7 protein-coding genes are annotated in these 18,498 nt (G+C 53.5%); 3 read left to right on the top strand and 4 right to left on the bottom strand.

Annotated features, from left to right (window positions below):
- Window positions 1-267: 267 nt before the first annotated feature.
- Together xerC and SYN7336_RS05700 are read right to left on the bottom strand one after the other, a co-directional pair.
- The gene (gene xerC, locus SYN7336_RS05695; RefSeq protein WP_026100728.1) at window positions 268-1,335 is read right to left on the bottom strand and encodes a site-specific tyrosine recombinase XerC; all 1,068 of its coding nucleotides are present in this window, start codon (window positions 1,333-1,335) and stop codon (window positions 268-270) included.
- A gap of 103 nt (window positions 1,336-1,438) precedes the next feature.
- A complete protein-coding gene (locus SYN7336_RS05700) occupies window positions 1,439-4,324 on the bottom strand; it encodes a CHC2 zinc finger domain-containing protein (protein WP_017324967.1) in 2,886 nt (961 codons plus the stop codon).
- Window positions 4,325-4,359: 35 nt separating this feature from the next.
- On the opposite strand from SYN7336_RS05700, the gene SYN7336_RS24620 reads away from it, so the two are divergent.
- The 3 genes from SYN7336_RS24620 to SYN7336_RS05710 are packed head-to-tail and all read left to right on the top strand — an operon-like array spanning window position 4,360 to window position 5,190.
- Window positions 4,360-4,797: a helix-turn-helix domain-containing protein gene (locus tag SYN7336_RS24620; protein ID WP_017324968.1), complete on the top strand. Its 438-nt coding sequence runs from the start codon at window positions 4,360-4,362 to the stop codon at window positions 4,795-4,797.
- 11 nt (window positions 4,798-4,808) lie between these two features.
- A complete protein-coding gene (locus SYN7336_RS32180; RefSeq protein ID WP_071590746.1) occupies window positions 4,809-4,994 on the top strand; it encodes a hypothetical protein in 186 nt (61 codons plus the stop codon).
- Window positions 4,987-5,190: a hypothetical protein gene (locus SYN7336_RS05710; RefSeq protein ID WP_038025753.1), complete on the top strand. Its 204-nt coding sequence runs from the start codon at window positions 4,987-4,989 to the stop codon at window positions 5,188-5,190. The genes SYN7336_RS32180 and SYN7336_RS05710 overlap by 8 nt, the downstream gene beginning before the upstream one ends.
- A gap of 306 nt (window positions 5,191-5,496) precedes the next feature.
- Here the strand turns inward: SYN7336_RS05710 and SYN7336_RS05715 are convergent, their stop codons facing one another.
- Together SYN7336_RS05715 and SYN7336_RS31870 are read right to left on the bottom strand one after the other, a co-directional pair.
- Window positions 5,497-6,165: a hypothetical protein gene (locus SYN7336_RS05715; protein ID WP_017324970.1), complete on the bottom strand. Its 669-nt coding sequence runs from the start codon at window positions 6,163-6,165 to the stop codon at window positions 5,497-5,499.
- 29 nt (window positions 6,166-6,194) lie between these two features.
- Window positions 6,195-17,600, bottom strand: coding sequence for an Ig-like domain-containing protein (locus tag SYN7336_RS31870; RefSeq protein WP_017324971.1), 11,406 nt, complete (start codon window positions 17,598-17,600; stop codon window positions 6,195-6,197).
- Between the last annotated feature and the right edge of the window lie 898 nt (window positions 17,601-18,498).

Consider the following 18,498-nt stretch of genomic DNA (forward strand, 5'->3'; position numbering starts at 1 on the left):
TAATATCGTGCTCGATAGTAATAGAGTCCTGTTTCATCATCAAACTCCCGCCCCGTATACCCGAAGCGGAAATCGATATCAGGTGTCGTCTCATTCGTAATGTTACCAAAACTGTCATAGCTGATGTGATTGACAAAACAGTTGAGTCAGAGGCACTTTACGCTTCGGATGTTGTTGCCACCTATGAGCCCTGGCATTGAGCAGCTAAGGAAAAACGATAGGTAGTTAGTTCTGTAAAAGCCCCCTGACGCGGGATGTGAATCAAGTCTACTGCTCATCTGACAGTTCGGCAGCTAAGGTGGCGAATAACTCATCGGCAGTTGCCGGAGCGGGCTCGTCCCAGTTCACCGTCAGCGAGCGGTCCGAGCGAGCGGGATGGGTGAGGGTGTGAACCTGCTTGAGCTTCTTAATCGATACCTGAGTGTAGAGCTGAGTCGTGGCGAGATTGACATGACCTAGCATCGCTTGAATATCGCGAATATCGGCCCCATTCTCGTGCATGAGCGTTGCCATGGTGTGGCGGAATAAATGACAGCTACCCGTCTTGCCGATATCTGCTTTATCGACGTAGGCGCGCACCAATTGGGTGAGCCGATTGGGAGTAAACGGCTCCCCGAGATGAGAGAGGAACAAACAGCCATCTTCATGACCGCAACAAAGATGGGGCCGCACATCCGCAAGATACTTCTCAATCCAAGCCACCGCACGAGCGCCAATGGGAATCATACGGTCCTTGCGTCCTTTTCCCTGACGCACCATCAAGGTGCCCCGTTGGCTATCGAGGTCTTCGAGGGCGAGCTGGAGCAGCTCCTGACGGCGAATACCAGTGCTGTAGAAAGTTTCGAGGATGGCCCGGTCTCGCAGGCCCGTTGCTGTGCGGACATCGGGCTGGCTGAGTACCTGCTCGGCTTCTGGTTGGGAGAGAACCGCTTTAGGCAAGCGGTTCTCTAGTTTGGGTAACTCCAGCTCGCTGGCGGGGTTGTAGAGGATGTGATTCTGACGGGCCAACCACTTGAACCAGGCCCGGATGGCGACCAAGGAGTGGTGTTGGGAGCGGAAGGTCAGCGGTTTGCCGTTGACTTGGCGGTAGTGGTAGAGATGGCGCTGGTAGCGTTCCAAAATCGGCTTGGTGATTTCGCAGGGTCGTAGCAGAGAGCGCTGGGCGCACCAGTTGATGAACTGGCTCAAGCGGACCCGACGAGTGCGGATGGTGCCGGGGGAGTAGTTACGCACGCTCAGCCACTCAAAGTAGCGCTCCATCAGACAGACAAAGCCTTGGGGGTCGGCGATGTTGGGCACATCAGGGAAGGATGGTGGTGGGCGCTTGCGGGGCATGAGCGGCTCAGGAGGAGGGGAGTGAGTACGACGGGAAAGTACGACAAAAAGTACGGTTTTGAGATAGGGGGGTACTGTGTTTTTTTGGAGAAGTCAGCCAAAATCAGGCTCTATGCCCGTTGAGTACTGGGTTTGAGGCACCCGTACTTGGCCCAAACTTGGGGGCAACTTGGGGCAAACTTGGCCCCTTCTTATGGAGGATTGGCCCATTCTTTTGCGTGTCGTACTCCTGTCTGAGATGGTCCAGGTCAATCAAGCCCATCTGATGAGCGCCTGGTGCAGCAGGATTGCCGTCATAGAGCAGTTCGTATTGAAAGCTTTGGCCGCGACTGCCGGAATGGATCAGTAGATATTCCAACTCCGTGAGGCGGCGACAATGAACCTTGAGTTGTTGATCGCTCCAGCCAGTGCAACTGCGGATATCTTTGCGGCTAAAGCGATAGTCCGGTTGCGCGATATTCTGGCGGGTACAAACGTCAATGACCATCTGCTGAATCAACACCAGCAAGCGGCGAGTTTGGGGGGGTAACTCATCGAGAGAACGGCCTAAAACCTGATGGGCTAAGCGATTGGCAATCTCGATGTCATCCAGCGTCACCTCGATATATTCGACCCACCGACCGTTATGTTCCACCCGCTCAATCGGGCGCTGATGCTGGTGAAGCAACGCAATCGTCTGAATCAGCCCCAAATATTTCAGGTGGTCGCGGCGGGTGCGGGTGCGGGTGCTGACAAAGGTTAACTGCTCGGCGTAGGGATTAGCCACTAAAAGAGGGCGTAACAGACGCTGAGCGTTTTGATGCAGCTTGAGAATGTCCTGCCGTTGCTGTTGGGCCAGCAGACCGGCTAGAGTTTTGTGCTGACGCTGGCGAGCGTGAATCGCTTCGGTTTGGGCTCGGCTTTCATTGACCGTCAGCACCAGACAGCGATTGAGTAATTCCTCATCGATATCGATAGCCGTCGTCGTCATCATCAACATCATCGGACCTTCGACTCGGTATTGCACCGTCTGGAGTTTGCCGGTGGTGACATCTTTGCCGGTGGAAGCAATGGTGATTTCTCCTTCTGACTGGAGAAGTTTGAGGGCGTAGCTGGCTTGGTCGGCTCCCTCTTGTTCAGCAATGGCCAGGATCTTGTGTTTGAGGTCGGTTTCTCCCATGTAGAACAAACTCTGACCGGTCATGGCGGAATACTTGATTTGTGCTTCTGCCGGTATCAGAGCCAGGATGGCATCCATCAGCGAGCTTTTCCCGGCCGCGCTGGAGCTTTGAATCAGGACGGCTAAAGGCGCATCCAGTTTGCGACTAGTGGCGGCCAGATAGCCCACCAGTTTGTTGGTTTGTTCTCCGACGACGCCGCAACGGTCGAAGTCTTGCAAAATACGCTCGAGCAGGTTGGGCTGTTTGAGCAGCTCCAGAGCAGCTTTCAGTTCCGTCTGGCTCATGTGGGGGACTTGAGTTTTGGGCTTGAGGGCCTGCTGGATCTGTTGGTCTTGCAGCTCTTCTAATTGCAACAGCACTTGAGCGAGATCTGCTTTGAGGGTGTCGGTGGACAGACAGAGTTCGTGGCTGGCTTGTTTGAGAAAGGCGCTGCGGTGGCGGGCGTTGTAGAGGTCGAGGGTATCGACGTGGAAGGTCTTGTCGCGGCGGATCAGGAGGTTGAGCTTGAGTTGGTCGTAGCTGAGGTTTTTGTCTAGGCCCCGAATGCGGTAGTGACGTGTACCGAAGCTGAGTTTGATTTCGTGCTCTTGGATCTCGGTTTGAGGTAGCTCAGTGCTGGCTGCTGTCACCTCATCTTCTTCTGCTGGTGGTGGTGGCGAAGAGGGAGCAGCTAAAGGAGGGGGTTGAGGGGGAGTGGGAGAGGGAGTTGGAGCTTTGCCCAACCACTCAGCTTTGCGGATGGCAGCTCCCAGACGCTCGGCGGGGTCGGAGACGGCTTGAGCGTAGGCGTTGGCGTCCATGCCTTGGGGGAAGAGCAGGCGGAAGCATTCAATGCCTTTGTCCATCAAGGTTTCTGCCAGCTTCTCAGCCGCAGTATTACCGGCGCGGTCGCGGTCGTAAGCGATGTAGACCCGTTGGATAGAGTGCTGCTCAAAAGCGGTTAGGTGGTCAAACGTAAAGCCGCTGGTGCCGTAGCTGCTGGTGACATTGCGGTAACCGTGGACCCAGAAGGTCATCGCGTCCATCAGGGATTCGCAGAGGATCGCTTGCGAGCTGGCGGCTAAGGCTGGCACATTCCAGACGCCGCGATGGGGACCGGGCAGATAGAGATGCTGGGCAGTGCCTTTGCGCAAGGCTTTGCCAATTTTGCGACCGTAGACTTCCTCAATCACGCCTGTTGCACTGATGACCGGCACCACTAAACAGCCGTTGAAATGTTCGTGACCGCTGGAGCGCAGCAAGCCAATCTCTTGCAGTTGGGTGCGGATGGCCGCACCAGATTGGCGGTTCTTTTGGGGCAGCCGATAGCTGAGGGTGCGGTTGGCGTAGCCCAATTTGAATTGCTGTAGTAGTTCGCTGCTGTGTAAGCCACGGCTTTGTAGGTAGGCCAGGGCATCGGGGGATTCCGTCAGAGTGCGGTGGTAATGGTCGATGACTTGGCGGAGTAGCCGCTGGTTATCGGGGTTGGCGGCTAAGGGTGGGAGTTTAGGGGTGCTGCTGCGTTTGATGGGTTTGCTGTTGGTGGGGTTATCGGCGTCGAGGTGGGGGAGGTCGTGTTTGAGCAGTTCGATGGCGTGGCGAAAGCTGACGGCTTCTCGTTTCATCACCCAGTCGATGACGGAGCCGCCGGTTTGGCAGGCTCCCAGGCAGTGCCAGAGGTTGGTATCGGGGCTGATGACCAGGCTGGGGGTTTTGTCTTCGTGGAAGGGGCAGGTGGTTATCAGGTCCTGGCCGTGGTTCTTCAGGTTGTGGCCTTGGGCGGCTAAGAGGCGTTCGAGGCTGACATCGCTTTTGATGCGCTCGATTAACTCGTCTGGGTAGCGGGGCATAGGTTATCCTCTCAGATTGCCGTCAAGGCTCATTCATGATATATTTAGCATATCTTTTTGCATCTATTCAAGCACTCATTTCAGATTGTAAGGAATATACTACTGAGGCTGTAGTTCTGGCTTTGCCTATGGGCTTCGCTGAGCGTGTCCTGAAGTTGCGCAAGCAGAAAAGATGGACCCAACAGGAGTTAGCTGACCGAGTCGGCGTACGTGTCCTGCAAATTCGTCGCTACGAAAGTGGAACTTCCAAGCCAACTCTGGAGGCTATCCGAAAGTTGGCTCTGGCTTTCAATATCAGTGCTGATGCGTTGGTGTTTGATGATGATGAGCGTGGCCCTGAAGATGAGTTAAAGTTGCAGTTCGAGGCGGTCTCTCAGATGCCAGAGGAGGAAAAGAAGATTATCCGAGCTTTACTCGACGGTATGATTATCAAATATCAGACCAGTCAAATGGTGAAAAACTGGAGTGCTTAAGGAGTGAGGAGTTGGTAACCCCCGAACAAGCGATTCAAGCTGTGGTTTTATGTCAGTGGTTTTCGAATGGATATCAGCCGATTAATGTATTTCGCTTTGATGTGAACCTTGAGACGATTTATATTCAAGGTGGGGTGACGGACAGTATGGTAATTGTTATTTTTTCGGATGGACGTTGGAGGTTTTACAATGACTAATCTGAAGCAGTTAACGATTAAAGAACTGAAGCAATTCATCTCAGAGAATCGTGCAGATGATGACAAGTGCAGCGCTGCGTTGGGTGAATTGTTAACTCGCGACACTGATGGGCCGATCTATCCGGCGAATATGCCGAGGGAAGAGATGCAGCGTGTGTTGCAAGAAAAGTTAGAGCAAGTGAAACGGGCTCAATAGCAATATTGAGCCCGTTTCACCTCGAAGGTGAGGGCAGGTTTACCTGCTCTTACCTTTGAGGGCCAAAGAAATCTTCAAGGGTCATGCCTGCTGGTTTTATCCCCGCGCCAAGCAGCTACGGCGGGTGGGTGGGTGCGTTGCCCCCGCTTCGTTGATGGCACTGTTGGGCATTAGCGGGGTTGCGCGGGGGCGGCTTGGCGCGAATTGGGAGGCGCGATTAGCGCGGGTGGGGGGACTAGCATTACCGTTGCACGCAGTGCGCTTGATCACCGGCGATGCGGAACAGGCGGAGCGCAGCGACTTCATTTACATATCAGCCTCGGGCTTGTTTCCAGGAGTGGTGGTAGGGTTTGTCCAGTCTGACAAAGAAGGAGGATGCTCATGTAACCTGACACTGACAAAAAAACCAGAAATTTCAAAACTAGGATCGCCACCACCACGAGTAATTTGTCTTGTTAGAGCCCCTCCAGGGTTGATTGAGACAACTTTCGAGCCGTGTAGCAACATCTCATTAACCTCCTCGGTACCAAAGAAGGTAATCCCCCCTTGCTTAGAAAAGCGCAAGCCCACATCAACTTCTCGAATAATCCACCTACTTATTTTGAAAGGTTGGCCACTTCTTTCTGCCAACCAAGGGAACCAATCATTCCTTGCCTGTCCTTGAATTAACTCAATTTCACATAACAGTTGATCGATCTCCGCAAATAAATTACTTGTGTTAAAAAATAAATAATCTGTCTCAGAATAGTTTGTTGTCACTGATGCTTCAAGTAGATTACCATCAAGACTCTTGAGTAAAACTTGAAAGCCTTCATACGATAGTTTTTCTGAAATAGACCCTAAATTGGTCTCAGAAGAGATAGCCCTCTTCAAGGTTATCGACCACTCTCTTTGAAATCGATCTTCTGAGATCTGAATCAAATCGGGATAGTTTTTAGTGACCAGTTTAAAACTTGAATAGTCTTTGGAAGACATGGCTTAAATCCTCAGTAATATAAATATATTTATTGTTGTAGATTTGGGTCAATAATTGCTGGAAAAGTTGCAACACTATTGAGAGTGTCAAAAGAGCTAGGTCTAAAAACAGTCTCAGTTGCACCAGATTCAGCAATTGGTTGTATGAGAACTTGACCGCTAGTCACTAGGTCATCAAATGTAGATTCTGGAATGCTCATGATAACTACAACAGGATCTGGAACTTTTGTAAAGCCAGCCTCATAGGCAAGTTGAATTGCATCTATTTGCCTATCAACATCGAATGTGTGAAAGCTGCCCGGTATATTTCGCCCGCGTGAGGAGTTAGCTCTTGCCGGTATTTCATTGATACCATTAGTAACAATGTCTTGAGCACTTTCTCTAGAAGTTCCATGCGCAAAGTTTCGTCTGTCATCATCATCATCATCATCACAAGGGTTAGTCGGTGGTGCTGATGGCTCTGGAAGAGGATCGGGGAGAGGAATGGGAACAGGATCTGATTGGGGGGTTGGAAATCCTTCGATAGTTCCATCTCCCACGGGACCTGCATCAAAGATCTCCCATAGAAGAAATGGAAGTAGGATTCGTGGGACTCCAGGTTTAGGCGCAGGAGAACGCCCTGGGATAGGAGAACGAGGCAGTCTGGGAGTAGTGACGGGAGGTCTCGGTGGTGCTTCAACTATTGCACCAGGCATTAGTCCTGATGGATCGCTCAGATTGGGGACAGAATTCTCGACATATCGGTATAGATTTGGATCGCCTGCTTGGAAATTTAAAGGATCTTGACTGATGAATTGTCCAGTTGATGAATCGTAATATCGTGCTCGATAGTAATAGAGTCCTGTTTCATCATCAAACTCCCGCCCCGTATACCCGAAGCGGAAATCGATATCAGGTGTCGTCTCATTCGTAATGTTACCAAAACTGTCATAGCTGATGTGATTGACAAGGTTTCCATCTGCATCAAGTAGATCTCGGATCGAGCCCTGATGGTCACTCAGCGCCCACAGAACGTTACCTTCAGCATCCTCCTGTGCTAATACTTGGTCGATCGCCGGACCGTGCAAATAGCGATATGTTAGGTTGCCGTCGCTATCAAACACTAACGCAATATGTGCACCATCGTAAACAAATCGCTCCGTTTCCGCTTCCAAAACTCCATCCCCATCCAAGTCCACCGTTTTCAGAATGCGGCGATCGAAGACATCGTAGCCATACTCTGCGGAGAGCATGACATTACCATCCATATCGCGAGTAACTACAGCTATCAATTGATTGCGATGGTTCCACTTGTATTCAGTGACCGCACCAGTGGATTTGTCCGTTTGACGACTACGATTGCCTTCGCCGTCGTAGTCATATAGATATTGCTCGTCTTCAAGCAATTGATTGTTGGTTCCCGTGCGATCGCCTACATTCGTGCGATTGCCATTGGCATCATAGCTGTAAGCCTCGTTCGTCTGTAAGCTATGCTCAGCCGAGGTCAATTGATTGCGAGCATCGTAGGTGAAGGTGCTGACTTCATCCGGCGACACCAGTTCTGTAATCCGATTGGCAGCATCGTACTGATAGTCATACTCGGCAATCTCACCTGCATCATTCGATTGCACAATCTGTTTCAGCCTGCCTGCCAGATCGTAGAAATAGCTGGAGCTTGCGACTAGCTGAGTTTGAGCCAAGTCGCTAAAACTGTCCAACTGTTCGAGCTGACTGGCAGCATCGTAAGCAAAGGTGACAGCTTTCTCGGCTACCCCCGTTCCCGATTGGGTCAGGCGAGTGACGCGATTGAGCAAGTCATACTCGAAGGTTTCAATGCCGGCTTCGGCACCATTGATGATGTCAGTCACCGAAGTCAGATTGTTCAAGCGATCGTAAGTGTAGCCCAACGCCACTTCGGGAACACCAGCTGAGCCAACATTTGAAACCAAGGTGAGCCGACCGGCCAGATCGTAATCGTAGGTATAGGTATAGAGGTCGTCGCCCGCACCTTTAAGTTGGCTGGTGGCATCGTAGGTATAACTAAAACTGCGCTCTACCACCCCTCCATCACCCAAGAACTGCTCGTTCGCCAGTCGGTCGAGCGGGTCGTAGGCATAGACGGTGCGGCGGTTGTTCCGATCGGTAAGACCCACTAAATTGCCGACTTCGTCATAATCGTAGAGACGGTTATCCAGCAGTTGATTGGTTTCTACTACCAAGCGATTGAGGCGATCGTATTCATAGGTGGTGAGGTTACCGGCTGGATCGAGCAGGGAGGCCAAATTTCCCTCTGCATCGTAGGTATAAGTAGTCGGGTCTCCATTGGCATCGGCACCGATCGCTAAGCGATTGAGTTCGTCGTAGGCGAAGGTGATGGTGTTGTCTAAGGCATCGGCAACGGACACCACATTTCCATTGCCGTCATAGGCAGTGGTGGTGGTGTTACCGAGTGGGTCGGTAACACTCGTCTGGAGATCGCGACCGTCATAGGTGAAGGCGATCGTGCGGTTCAGCTCATCAGTAATAGATGTGAGATTGCTGTTTTCGTCGTAGCCGTACTCAACGGTATCTTCAAAGGCGTTGGTAATGGTCGTGAGACGATTGAGTGGGTCGTAAGCGTACTCAACAGTGCGACCTAACTCTTCGTCAACACCTACTAAATTTCCAACGAGATCGTACCTAAACTGTGTGGATTGCAATAAGGGATCGAGGATTTCAGTTTGGCGATTGAGGGCATCGTAGCTGAACTGAGTCGTTCGGTTTAATTCATCGGTCACAGACAATAGATTGTTGGCATTATCATAGGAAAACAAAACTTGTCCGTCTAATGGATCTCTGGTTTTAACTAGACGATTGCGAGCATCGTATTCAAATTCGAGAGCGAATCCGCGCCGGTTGGTTTGACGTACTAGATTGCCAAGCTTGTCATATTCAAATAGAGCGCTATTGCTATCGGTATCGATTTGCTCGATAAGGCGATCGAGCTCGTCGTATGCAAATTCCGTTCGATTAGTGTTGCGATCTGCTACAGAAATTAGGTTGTCCGCTAGATCGTATTCGTATCGAGTTGAATTCCCAACTGCATCAACTATTTCCGTCAAGCGATCGCGAGCATCGTACTCGTACCGTGTAGTATTTCCACGCGGATCGGTCACAGAGAGCAAGTTGCCATTTCGGTCATAGGAGAACTGAGTTGAGAATCCTTCAGCATCAATTTCTTCAATGCGACGACTGCGGCTATCGTAGCGATATTCAGTCAGATTTCCGTTGAAATCTGTTTCAGCGATGAGGTTGCCCCGCAAATCATAGGCAAACGTGGCCTGTTGTTCGAGAGCATCGAGGGTGGCAACAACCCGATCGCGCTCGTCATACTCAAACTGAGTGAGATTGCCATTCGCGTCCCGAACTGAGAGGACATTACCTCGTCGATCGTAATCAAAGAGAGTCACGGGAGAGCTTAAGGGTCCCTCCCTATCGGGATCGGCTTCAACAATTTGAGTTAGGCGATTGTTCGAATCGAACTCGTACTCGGTGCGATTGCCCAGTTCGTTTGTGAATGCCGAGATGTTGCCGCTCAGATCGTCGTACTCTTGACGGACAGTGGCTTCATCAGCCGTGCCAACAGCAAAAGTTGTGGCAATCAAGCGACCGAATTCGTCATAGTCGTTGTCTGTGGTGCGACCCAGAGCATCGGTGATGGTGTCCACCAAGCCCAATGCAGTATAAGTAAATGCTGTCACCACATCATCGGTTTCGCCAGAGGTGCGATCGTTTTGGCCCACAACCTGTCGCGCTACCAATACATTGCCCGTAGCAGGATCGAGTTCGAAGAACGTGTCGCGCCCCAACTCATCGGTAGAGCGAGTCAGCTGATTGAAAACCGAATCGTACTCAAACGTTTGTCTGGTTTGAACTGCCCGACCATTGCGCCGAAAAGCGATGCGACGCTCGGACTGACTGAACCCGACCAGATCGTCCGCTCCATCCCCATCCAAATCTGCCAGCGAGAGATCGGTAATGCCTGCATCATTGGCAAATTCATTCCCCAATTGATTGAAGACAAACTGCCCCTCTCCATCCGTACCGAAGATAAATAGTTCCCTAGAACCTGAAAGTGTGGAGACCGCCACATCGAGATTGCCATCGCGATCGACATCCCCGATCGCCAGGGAATCGGTGAAAACTGTCACCCTTCTAGAAGAGCTGAAGCTGAAGTCGCCGCTGCCATTGCCCAGCCAGATCGAGACGAGATCGTCAGTGCCCGGTGCAGTGCTGCTAACAGGCACAAAGAGTCCATCCGTTAAGGTGACCAGATCGAGGAAGCCATCGCGATTGAAATCAGCTAGCTCGAGACCGGAAAAACGAGGGGTTCTTTGTGTCAGGGGAGCAGCAGCAAAAGTGTTGTCAAGCGTAAAAGAACCATCCCCATTGCCCAGCGCGACAGAGATGTTTGAAAATGAGGAATAGATCAGATCGGCATTGCCATCCAAGTCAAGATCGCCTAATTGAATGGCTAGATCTCGCTCTCCGTTGGGAAGCCGCTCGAACTCTCCCAGCTGAGTAAGGCTGCCATCTACTGCCCTAGTAAACGTAAAGACGCGACCGTAGTCTTCAGAAGTGGTCGTAAAACCACTGCCATATCCCCCTCCGTAGCCACCCCCATAACCGCCGCCATAACCGCCACCGGTATCGGGCACCCGGATACTTTGCCTGCCTGTACCGCTGACTGCAATGTCGAGCTCGCCATCCCCATCGAGGTCTGCCACCGCAATGTCCGTCAACTCCAACAAAGCAGCCCCATCTGTAGAGTCATCTGGCACTGAGATGGCAAAGCGATCTTCAAATTCAAACCTGCCCGCACCGTCACCTCGATAAATCGACAGGCTATCCTCGCCAAAGTTAACTGCAGCTAGATCTAGGAGAGCGTCACCATTGAAATCTCCCAAAACAAACATGGATGGCTCGAAACCAATCTCCGAGAGCATCCGAGGGCCAAATTGAGCACTGCCATTGCCCAATTGGACAGAGAGCTCTGTGTTTGTGGCTGCAACGATATCGATATGTCCATCGTGATTGATATCTGCAGTGACCGGGGAGCGAGGGATATCAATGCCGTTATTGAAGAGGGTTTGAGTGGGCAAGAAGTCGAACTGACTCGGCTGCGATGCTGCAACCGAGAATATTTCATCGCTACTCTCAATAACATTGCCACGCTCGTCATAGACAAAGTTGGTGGTGGCTCCCCTTGCATCTGTGGATGCTGAGACTTGGTTCTGTTCGCTAAAAAACAGCACATCTGCATCGCCCAATCGGTCGCTAATCCCAGTGGGTTGACCGGCCCGGTCTAGGCTGATGCTGGTAACGTTCCCACTGCCATCGGCATAGTTGGCCGTGGGCTCGAGACGGGGGAGAACCTCTGGCGCAGTCTCTAGATTGCTCGTCAGCTCGGGTCGGAATAGTCCTTGTTGTGCGCTAGCGATCTGGATAGTGGAACCATCTTTTCTGAGTGCCCCCGTGGCGCGACCGGCAAAATCGTAGTAGGTTTCTTCGCGGTTGTCTAACTGGTCGACTTCGGCAGTTAGGTTGTGCTCCCGGTCGTACTCGAAGCTGCGGCTACTGCCGTCTGGGTCGGTGATACGAGTCAGATTTCCAAATTCGTTGTGCTCCAGTTGCGTCACCCGCTCAGCCGGATCGGTAATCGTATCGACGCGACCGTCCGCACCATAGGTAAAGCTGGTTTCCAGACCCACTGGATCGACGATCGCCTGTAACTGCCCCAACTCGTTGTAGACGTATTGGGTCTGGTTACTATTGCGATCGGTCACGGAGAGTAGCTGGTTGTCGGCGTTAAAACGATGCACGGTGCGATCTGTGAAAGTCCGTTGGAAGCTACCGTCAGCCAGCCGCTCTAGGGTGGAGAAATCTCCAGCGGGCGATTGATATACATCTCCTCCAGCAGCAGGCGCATCAAACACCAACTCGCTCCCATCGCCATCGATCAGTAGCAGAGAGCCATCGGCATTCTCAACAATCTCCTGCAAGCCCTGCAATCCCCAACCGGCCCCAAAGAAGCTCGCAACCGTATTGACCACAATCAGCTCGCCAGATTGCGAATCGAGGCTGCCCCGAAAACGCTCGCCGGGTCGGAAGAGGATGCCGCTCTCTAAGGTGTAAGCATATTGACCGGAGGCTACCTCCTGCAGCTCTGCCTGAAGCGCGCCGCGAAAGCTGCCAAAGATAGTGTCGCCATCCGCTCTCCAAAAATGGAATCCGGCTCCCAGACCTCCCCCACCCGAGAAGCCAGGGACGACATAGTCGAAGCCGTCGAGATTCAGCGTCAGTCTAGCGGTGAGGAAGTCTTCTGTTGCGCGCCCCTGGCGAGCGCTTTCGCGACCGAAGTAAACAATCGGTGACGGATTGGCTCGCTCCGAGTCGTAGGTCAGTTGAAGGCTGCGCTCTACTCCCACCGACAAGTAGCTGACCAAATCGTGAGTTTCCGTTAACCTGCCGGAAAAGGCATCGACTGAAGAAGTAGCTGGTAAGGGACAAGGGTGTTCCTCTGCACTGAGATCGTGGTTCAGGTTGAGGGATTCTGACTCAATGGGGTTACCTGAGGCCGGAATGCCAAAACCGTGCCAACTACTGGTGCGAATGCCCCCTTCAATGGTTTCGATGACCGAGCCATCGTCGCTGACCCGTCCCGTCCCCACAATGACAAACTCGCCCGTATTCGGATCGATGGAGTGCAGATCGAGTAACTCTCCGGGACCATATCCTGTCAGGTTGGGCAGAGTGAGTGCGGCGGGAATCTCGAACACCAACTCGGCAGGCTGAATCGTCACCACCAAATCCGGCAGCAAGCCCTCCGGTAGAGCAGCAGGAGTCAATTCGGGTGGCACCTCAGTAATGCTCAAACTGCCTGCGAAATCCTGAAACTGGCCGCTCTCGTCCACCACCTTGAGCGAGTTCGCACTCACCTCAACCGCTGCCCCCGGAATCGCCTCCGTGGTGACGAGAACATCCACAGCCGGATCGATCGCCTGACCGTTCGCAAGATCGATCGGGGGCAGATAAATCGGTCGAGTAATGACGTTGTTCACTCCAGCGATCGCCTCTTGCCCCAGAAGTAGGGGCAATTGTTCGGCAATGAAGGGAAAAGTTCCTTCTACTGAATCGCCATGTACCTGCAGAATCTCGTCCCCCTGCAATTCCCCAAGCAATTCGATGGCGAACGACCCATCCGCACTCGTAAACGTTTCAGCATTGCCCAACGTCACCCGTACCCCCTCCAGGCGCAGTTGATCCCCCGTCACCGGATCGGCTTCGGTGCTGGCCACCGTGCCCGAAAAACGAGTGGTGGTAACCGGGTCGGCCACCACATCGAGCGTCACTTGCTGACGAACCTCAGCTCCGCCATCGGTGGCCACCAACGTGAAGCTGTAACTGCCAATCTCATCCAGTTGAGGCCGGAACACCAGACGGCCATTACCCTCCAACGTGCCCGCAGGCAGAGGACCATCCGCCTGAATTCGGAAGGTGACCGTATCCCCATCCGCATCCGTTGCCGTCAGCGGCAGCGATAGCGTGTCCCCCGGCATGACCTCCAGAGGCGGTAGGGGTTCGAAGACCGGCGCTCGGTTAGCTCCCCCCGACAGCACAGTCGCCTGCAAATCGAGCTGCAGCAGTTCGGGATTGCTGAAGCTGAGGGTCACCACATCGGAGAACTGACCGATATCCAATCCGCCCGAGAAGATGGCATTGCCCAAATTGATGTAAGGATTGCCCTCGCCATCAAAGCCAGAGGCAGACAATAACTCCACCCCCTCCGGCAAATTGGAGAAGACGATCGCCACCCGACGACCCAAGACTTCAGTCCCGGCATTGCGAATTTGCACTTCTGCCTGGTAGAGCCCCGTCTCGGCTTCCAAGCTGACGGTGTCGAAGTTGAGCTCAATCGTGTCGGCGCTTGCCACCGTCAGCTGGCTCAAATCCAGTTCGCCTGCTGCTGTCGCAAAGGCGTCGTTCTCGGGGAAGAGGGGTGCTTCATTCCCTTCGGGGTCAATCTCGACCGTAATGTTACTCAACTGCACCGAGGAGCCGGTATCCCCATCGGCATTAACCAACTGCACCACCAGTTGAGCGGAGTTGACCTCGCTCAAACGGGTGAGGTCGATCTCGACCGCCGAGCCGTCGAAGCGCACCAAGCCAGGGATAAACTCAGCGCGATCGCCTGCTAGAGCAAACACCGCCGCCCCATCCTCACCCAGCAGCGTTTCGCCCGTAACTGGATCGAGCAAATAAACCAACAGTTGGTCTTCAATCGCAGCCGTGGCCGAAGTATCGAAGTCCGTCTCCAGCTCGAAGCGGAGGGTGCGCGAACCTTCTGCCAGAGGCAGGTCGATCGTGCGGTCGGCTTGCACGAGGAAACTGTCGCGCTCGTTAAGAACAATGGCATCTTCAGTCCGAATGCCAAAGCCAGTGCCGTCATTGGGGCCGAGCACGAAATCGGGGGAGACCTGGAAGGAAACTTGAGTTTGGCTGCGATTGCCCGCTAGATCGGTGGCCTCCAGGGTCAGTTGATAAGTACCTTCTGCCAGAGGAGTGCTGCCGATCGCCACATCGAAACTGCCATCGGTCTGCAAGACCACCTCAGTCGTGGGCTGGCTATCCAAACTGAATTGGGCAGTCAGTGGGCCGGAGGTATCGCCCACCGAGCCAATCAGTCGAGCCGTACCGCTGTGCTCGGCATTGACGATGGGAGCCAAGAGCGTCAGGTCGGGACCGGTGGTGTCGAGGGTGAAGGTTAGAGCGGCGATCGCCGAGACATTGCCAAACTCATCCGCTGCCACAAAGCTGAGGGTGTGCTCGCCATCGGCCAGCTCGCCAAACAACTGCACCAATTGCTCGGCAGACAGGGCAAAACTGCCATCGGGATTGAGTGCTGTGGAGATATCCACAAACTCGGCTACCGGCACGCCATCCAGACCTGCCCGCAGCGACACCACCGCTGACTCGTCCGAAGCTGTACCTGCAATCGCTACCTCGGACGTAATCCCATCCCCGTCAATCCCGGTATCGCCGGTCAGTTCTACCGTCAGCTCGGGCAGTACTGTATCTTCATCTCCCGCCAGCACCACCGTCACGGCAAAGGTCGAAACAATCTCGTTCCCTGCCACATCGACCGCTCTAACCGTCAGACTTTGGGCTCCATCTACCAAACCAGCCAAACTAATCGCTACATCAAAACTGCCATCGGGATTGACTGGCACCTCAACTGCAGCCGTGCCCTCAAACTGATAGCTCAAACTGGCGATCGCCGAACCCGTTCCCGCAGCCATCCCCTGCAGCCGAGCCCCTTCAGCAATCTCAGCTCCATCGGCAATGCTCTCCACCGTCACCTGAGGTGCTTGACGGTCTACTGTCACCGCGATCGCCTCTGACGTGTTGCTGTTCCCCGCTGCATCGGTCGCGGTTGCGGTGACTTCGCGTTCTCCCTCCGCCAACTGCGCGATCGCAAACACAGTCGCGACATCGGTGGCGATCGCCTGAGACACGAGCTGCCCGTCCACAAATAGCTGAACGCTACTGCCTACTTCTGCTGCAACAGCAAACTCCAATGGCTCGGCATTGCTCATCCCATCGGCATCGCTCGAACCGCTGTCACTCCCAGCCAACAACTCGGGTGTCCCCAGCCCAGGTGCAGCCGTATCGAGCACAAATGCCAACTCCACAGGTTCCGAAATATTGCCCGAGCTATCCTGCGCCACCAACTGCAGCGTTAATGGTCCATCGGGCAACGGGCCGCCATAAATGCTCGCCAGTTGGTCGTTCGTGAAGCTAAAGTTGCCATCTGCCTGCACATTGGCCAGCACATCCACAAACTCGGGATTGAGCCCATTGGCAAAGCGGGCTACCAATCCCGCTACAGCCCGATCGTCTGTGACCTGACCGCTAATAGCGGGGTCGTTAGTGATGCCATCTCCACTCTCAACTCCCGTATCGTTAGCTAACCCAGCCGTTACTACGGGGGCGATCGTATCCGGCTGAGGGGAGCCTGCAGATTCGGCAACAACCGTAATGCTCTCGTTAAAGGTGAGATTGCCCCGAGTCAACACTGACCCCACCAACATCGCGGGGCTGTTAAACGAGACATTCCCCCCCGCCACCAACTGAGCGCGAGTATCCGCCACCCCATTGAAGGTCAGTCGGCCCTGAGCCACGACTGTCAGGAAATCATCCGCATTTGTGGAAGCGGTGGCCCCATTAAAATTGAGAATACTACTGCCATTGCCATTGGCCAGCAACGTTTGTCCGCTAAAGCGAGACCCACTGCCCGTGCGAATATTATTGGCTGCTAGGACCGAGCTGTTATTGAGTTGGGCATTGCCCAGATCGATGGTTCGCTGCTCTGCCAGCAGTACGACATTGTCGAGGCTCTGATGGCTGCCGTTGAAGCTAATCGAGCCACTCTCCACCACGATGACGGCATTGCTGATAGACACCCCATCGGGAATGGTCAGGCTGCCGTTCGCAATGCGAATGAAAGCTGGATTCTCAACTGTACCGCCGCCAGGAAAATTGGCTTCGAACTCGGCAGCGGTATTGATGGGGGTCTGATTGGGATTGAAGTCAATCGGAGTTACTCCTGCTGGGAGTCTCGCCGCCAGTTCGTTGGCTCGAATCTCGGCAAACGCAGGCAGCTCAACCGTTAGCGGGGCGACCTCCTGGGGAGGCAGCAAGTTGGCGTAGGGATTGTCGGAGGCGCTTGCTACGGAAAATCCCGCTGCCACCGCCACGGCATTCTCGACTAGAATCGGCTGACCGGAGGCATCGAGCACTGGATTGCCCTGGCTATCCAACTGCACTGGCAGGATGGGAGTCTGGTTGAAGGCGAACCCATTTCCGGCATAGATGCGGGCATCGTCCGAGAGATCGAGCGGATTGCCGTCAAAATCTCCACCGCCATTAATCGTGACTCGGCCTTCGGCCACCACCGCAAAGACTGGTATTGTTGCTGTCCCTTCAGTCAGGGTCGATAAGCTACTATTCGCGACTAGCAGTTCGGCATCCGAGCTTGCCCCCAGCAGTTGCGAGTCTGTCCCGCTGCCCGTCAATGGATCGAATGAGTTCGCCGCTGCTTCCAACAGTTGTCGCTGCTGGTCGGCAGACGCTCCCGTGCCGCCGCCCGAGGAGGAAGGAAATGAGGACTGAGATGAAAATACTGAGTTGGGGTCCTCAGGCTCGAAGGGTTGTTCTGCCAGCAGGGAAAGCGTTTCCGCTTCCGTGGCGAGAGCTCCTTCGCCCACCGACCCGCTCGAACGGGAGCCAGACTGTTCCAAACTGCTTTCCAAGCTGGCTTGTTCTAACAGAGAGCTGCTCGGGAGTTCGTCATCGAGCACGAGCCCAGAGGCGATCGCCGAGCGATCGGCGTTCAAAGGCGAATCGGAGAGAGGCATGGGAACTGAATATCCAACGACAGATCGAGTGGGACAGACGCTATCTCGCGTTCGGACGGCACGGCAATTGGCCTTCCCAGGTATGGGAGTGCCGTGAAAACACTATGAGAGCGTGATGAAATGCCTGAGACGGTTTAAAGTTAACAGCGACCTAGCGGCTACACATGCGTGTATCCACGGAAATAGTATAAATAGATGCTTAATAATTGTAAGAAATATTAAATAGGTATCAAAACAGAAATCAGCAAAGTAGGGCCTTTAGGCTTCGATCGAGACTTTGGGTCTGTGACTTATCGACTGCCTCAGATCTCGCGATGTCTGGGTTTGCACGCTGTCCGAGCTGTGCTCGCGGCTAGCGAAACTAGGGCTGAGAGGAACTGGAGGGGCGAAGGGCGATCGGAAAAATTAACATGCTCTCCTATCTGCCGCACTCTGTTTGACGAGTTCCTGTTGTGGGGCGATCGCCTTTCTATTCTCAATGTCCTATGGGTATGAGATGGCCAACGCTACGGTCATCTGAAACGAATCGCACATAGAAAACTACGCTAAGGCTACAACCCTTACCCTGCTTAGCTTCTAGCCATTAAAAATGCGATTTAAGTCAGGCATGACCTCCGATAATGGATTGACTTCACCCAAATCTGCATCCTGAGACAACGCTGGAAGCTCAAGCCTGATTCGATTGGGATTATACAGACAGAGATACAATTTCTGAAGATATCGCGCTTGTGAAGGAACTCTAAAAATCTGCGGCGATCGCCTCTGCTACCCGTTACGTTCGAGCTGAGATTTGCTAGCGTGGAATGGTTAAAGTGTCCACCTGTAGTGGCGATCGCCCATTGACTCCTTTAGACGATTGCCCATTTCCAATCCTACTGGCATGATGGGCACAACAATT

Origin of the sequence: Synechococcus sp. PCC 7336, assembly GCF_000332275.1 — a bacterium.
Classification (GTDB): domain Bacteria; phylum Cyanobacteriota; class Cyanobacteriia; order Thermostichales; family PCC-7336; genus PCC-7336.

Excerpts from the sequence above, each read along its gene's own strand:
- SYN7336_RS05700 (WP_017324967.1), bottom strand. The coding sequence starts at position 4,324 with ATGCCCCGCTACCCAGACGAGTTAATCGAGCGCATCAAAAGCGATGTC.
- xerC (WP_026100728.1), bottom strand. The coding sequence starts at position 1,335 with ATGCCCCGCAAGCGCCCACCACCATCCTTCCCTGATGTGCCCAACATC.
- SYN7336_RS05715 (WP_017324970.1), bottom strand. The coding sequence starts at position 6,165 with ATGTCTTCCAAAGACTATTCAAGTTTTAAACTGGTCACTAAAAACTAT.
- SYN7336_RS31870 (WP_017324971.1), bottom strand. The coding sequence starts at position 17,600 with ATGCCTCTCTCCGATTCGCCTTTGAACGCCGATCGCTCGGCGATCGCC.
- SYN7336_RS05710 (WP_038025753.1), top strand. The coding sequence starts at position 4,987 with ATGACTAATCTGAAGCAGTTAACGATTAAAGAACTGAAGCAATTCATC.
- SYN7336_RS24620 (WP_017324968.1), top strand. The coding sequence starts at position 4,360 with ATGATATATTTAGCATATCTTTTTGCATCTATTCAAGCACTCATTTCA.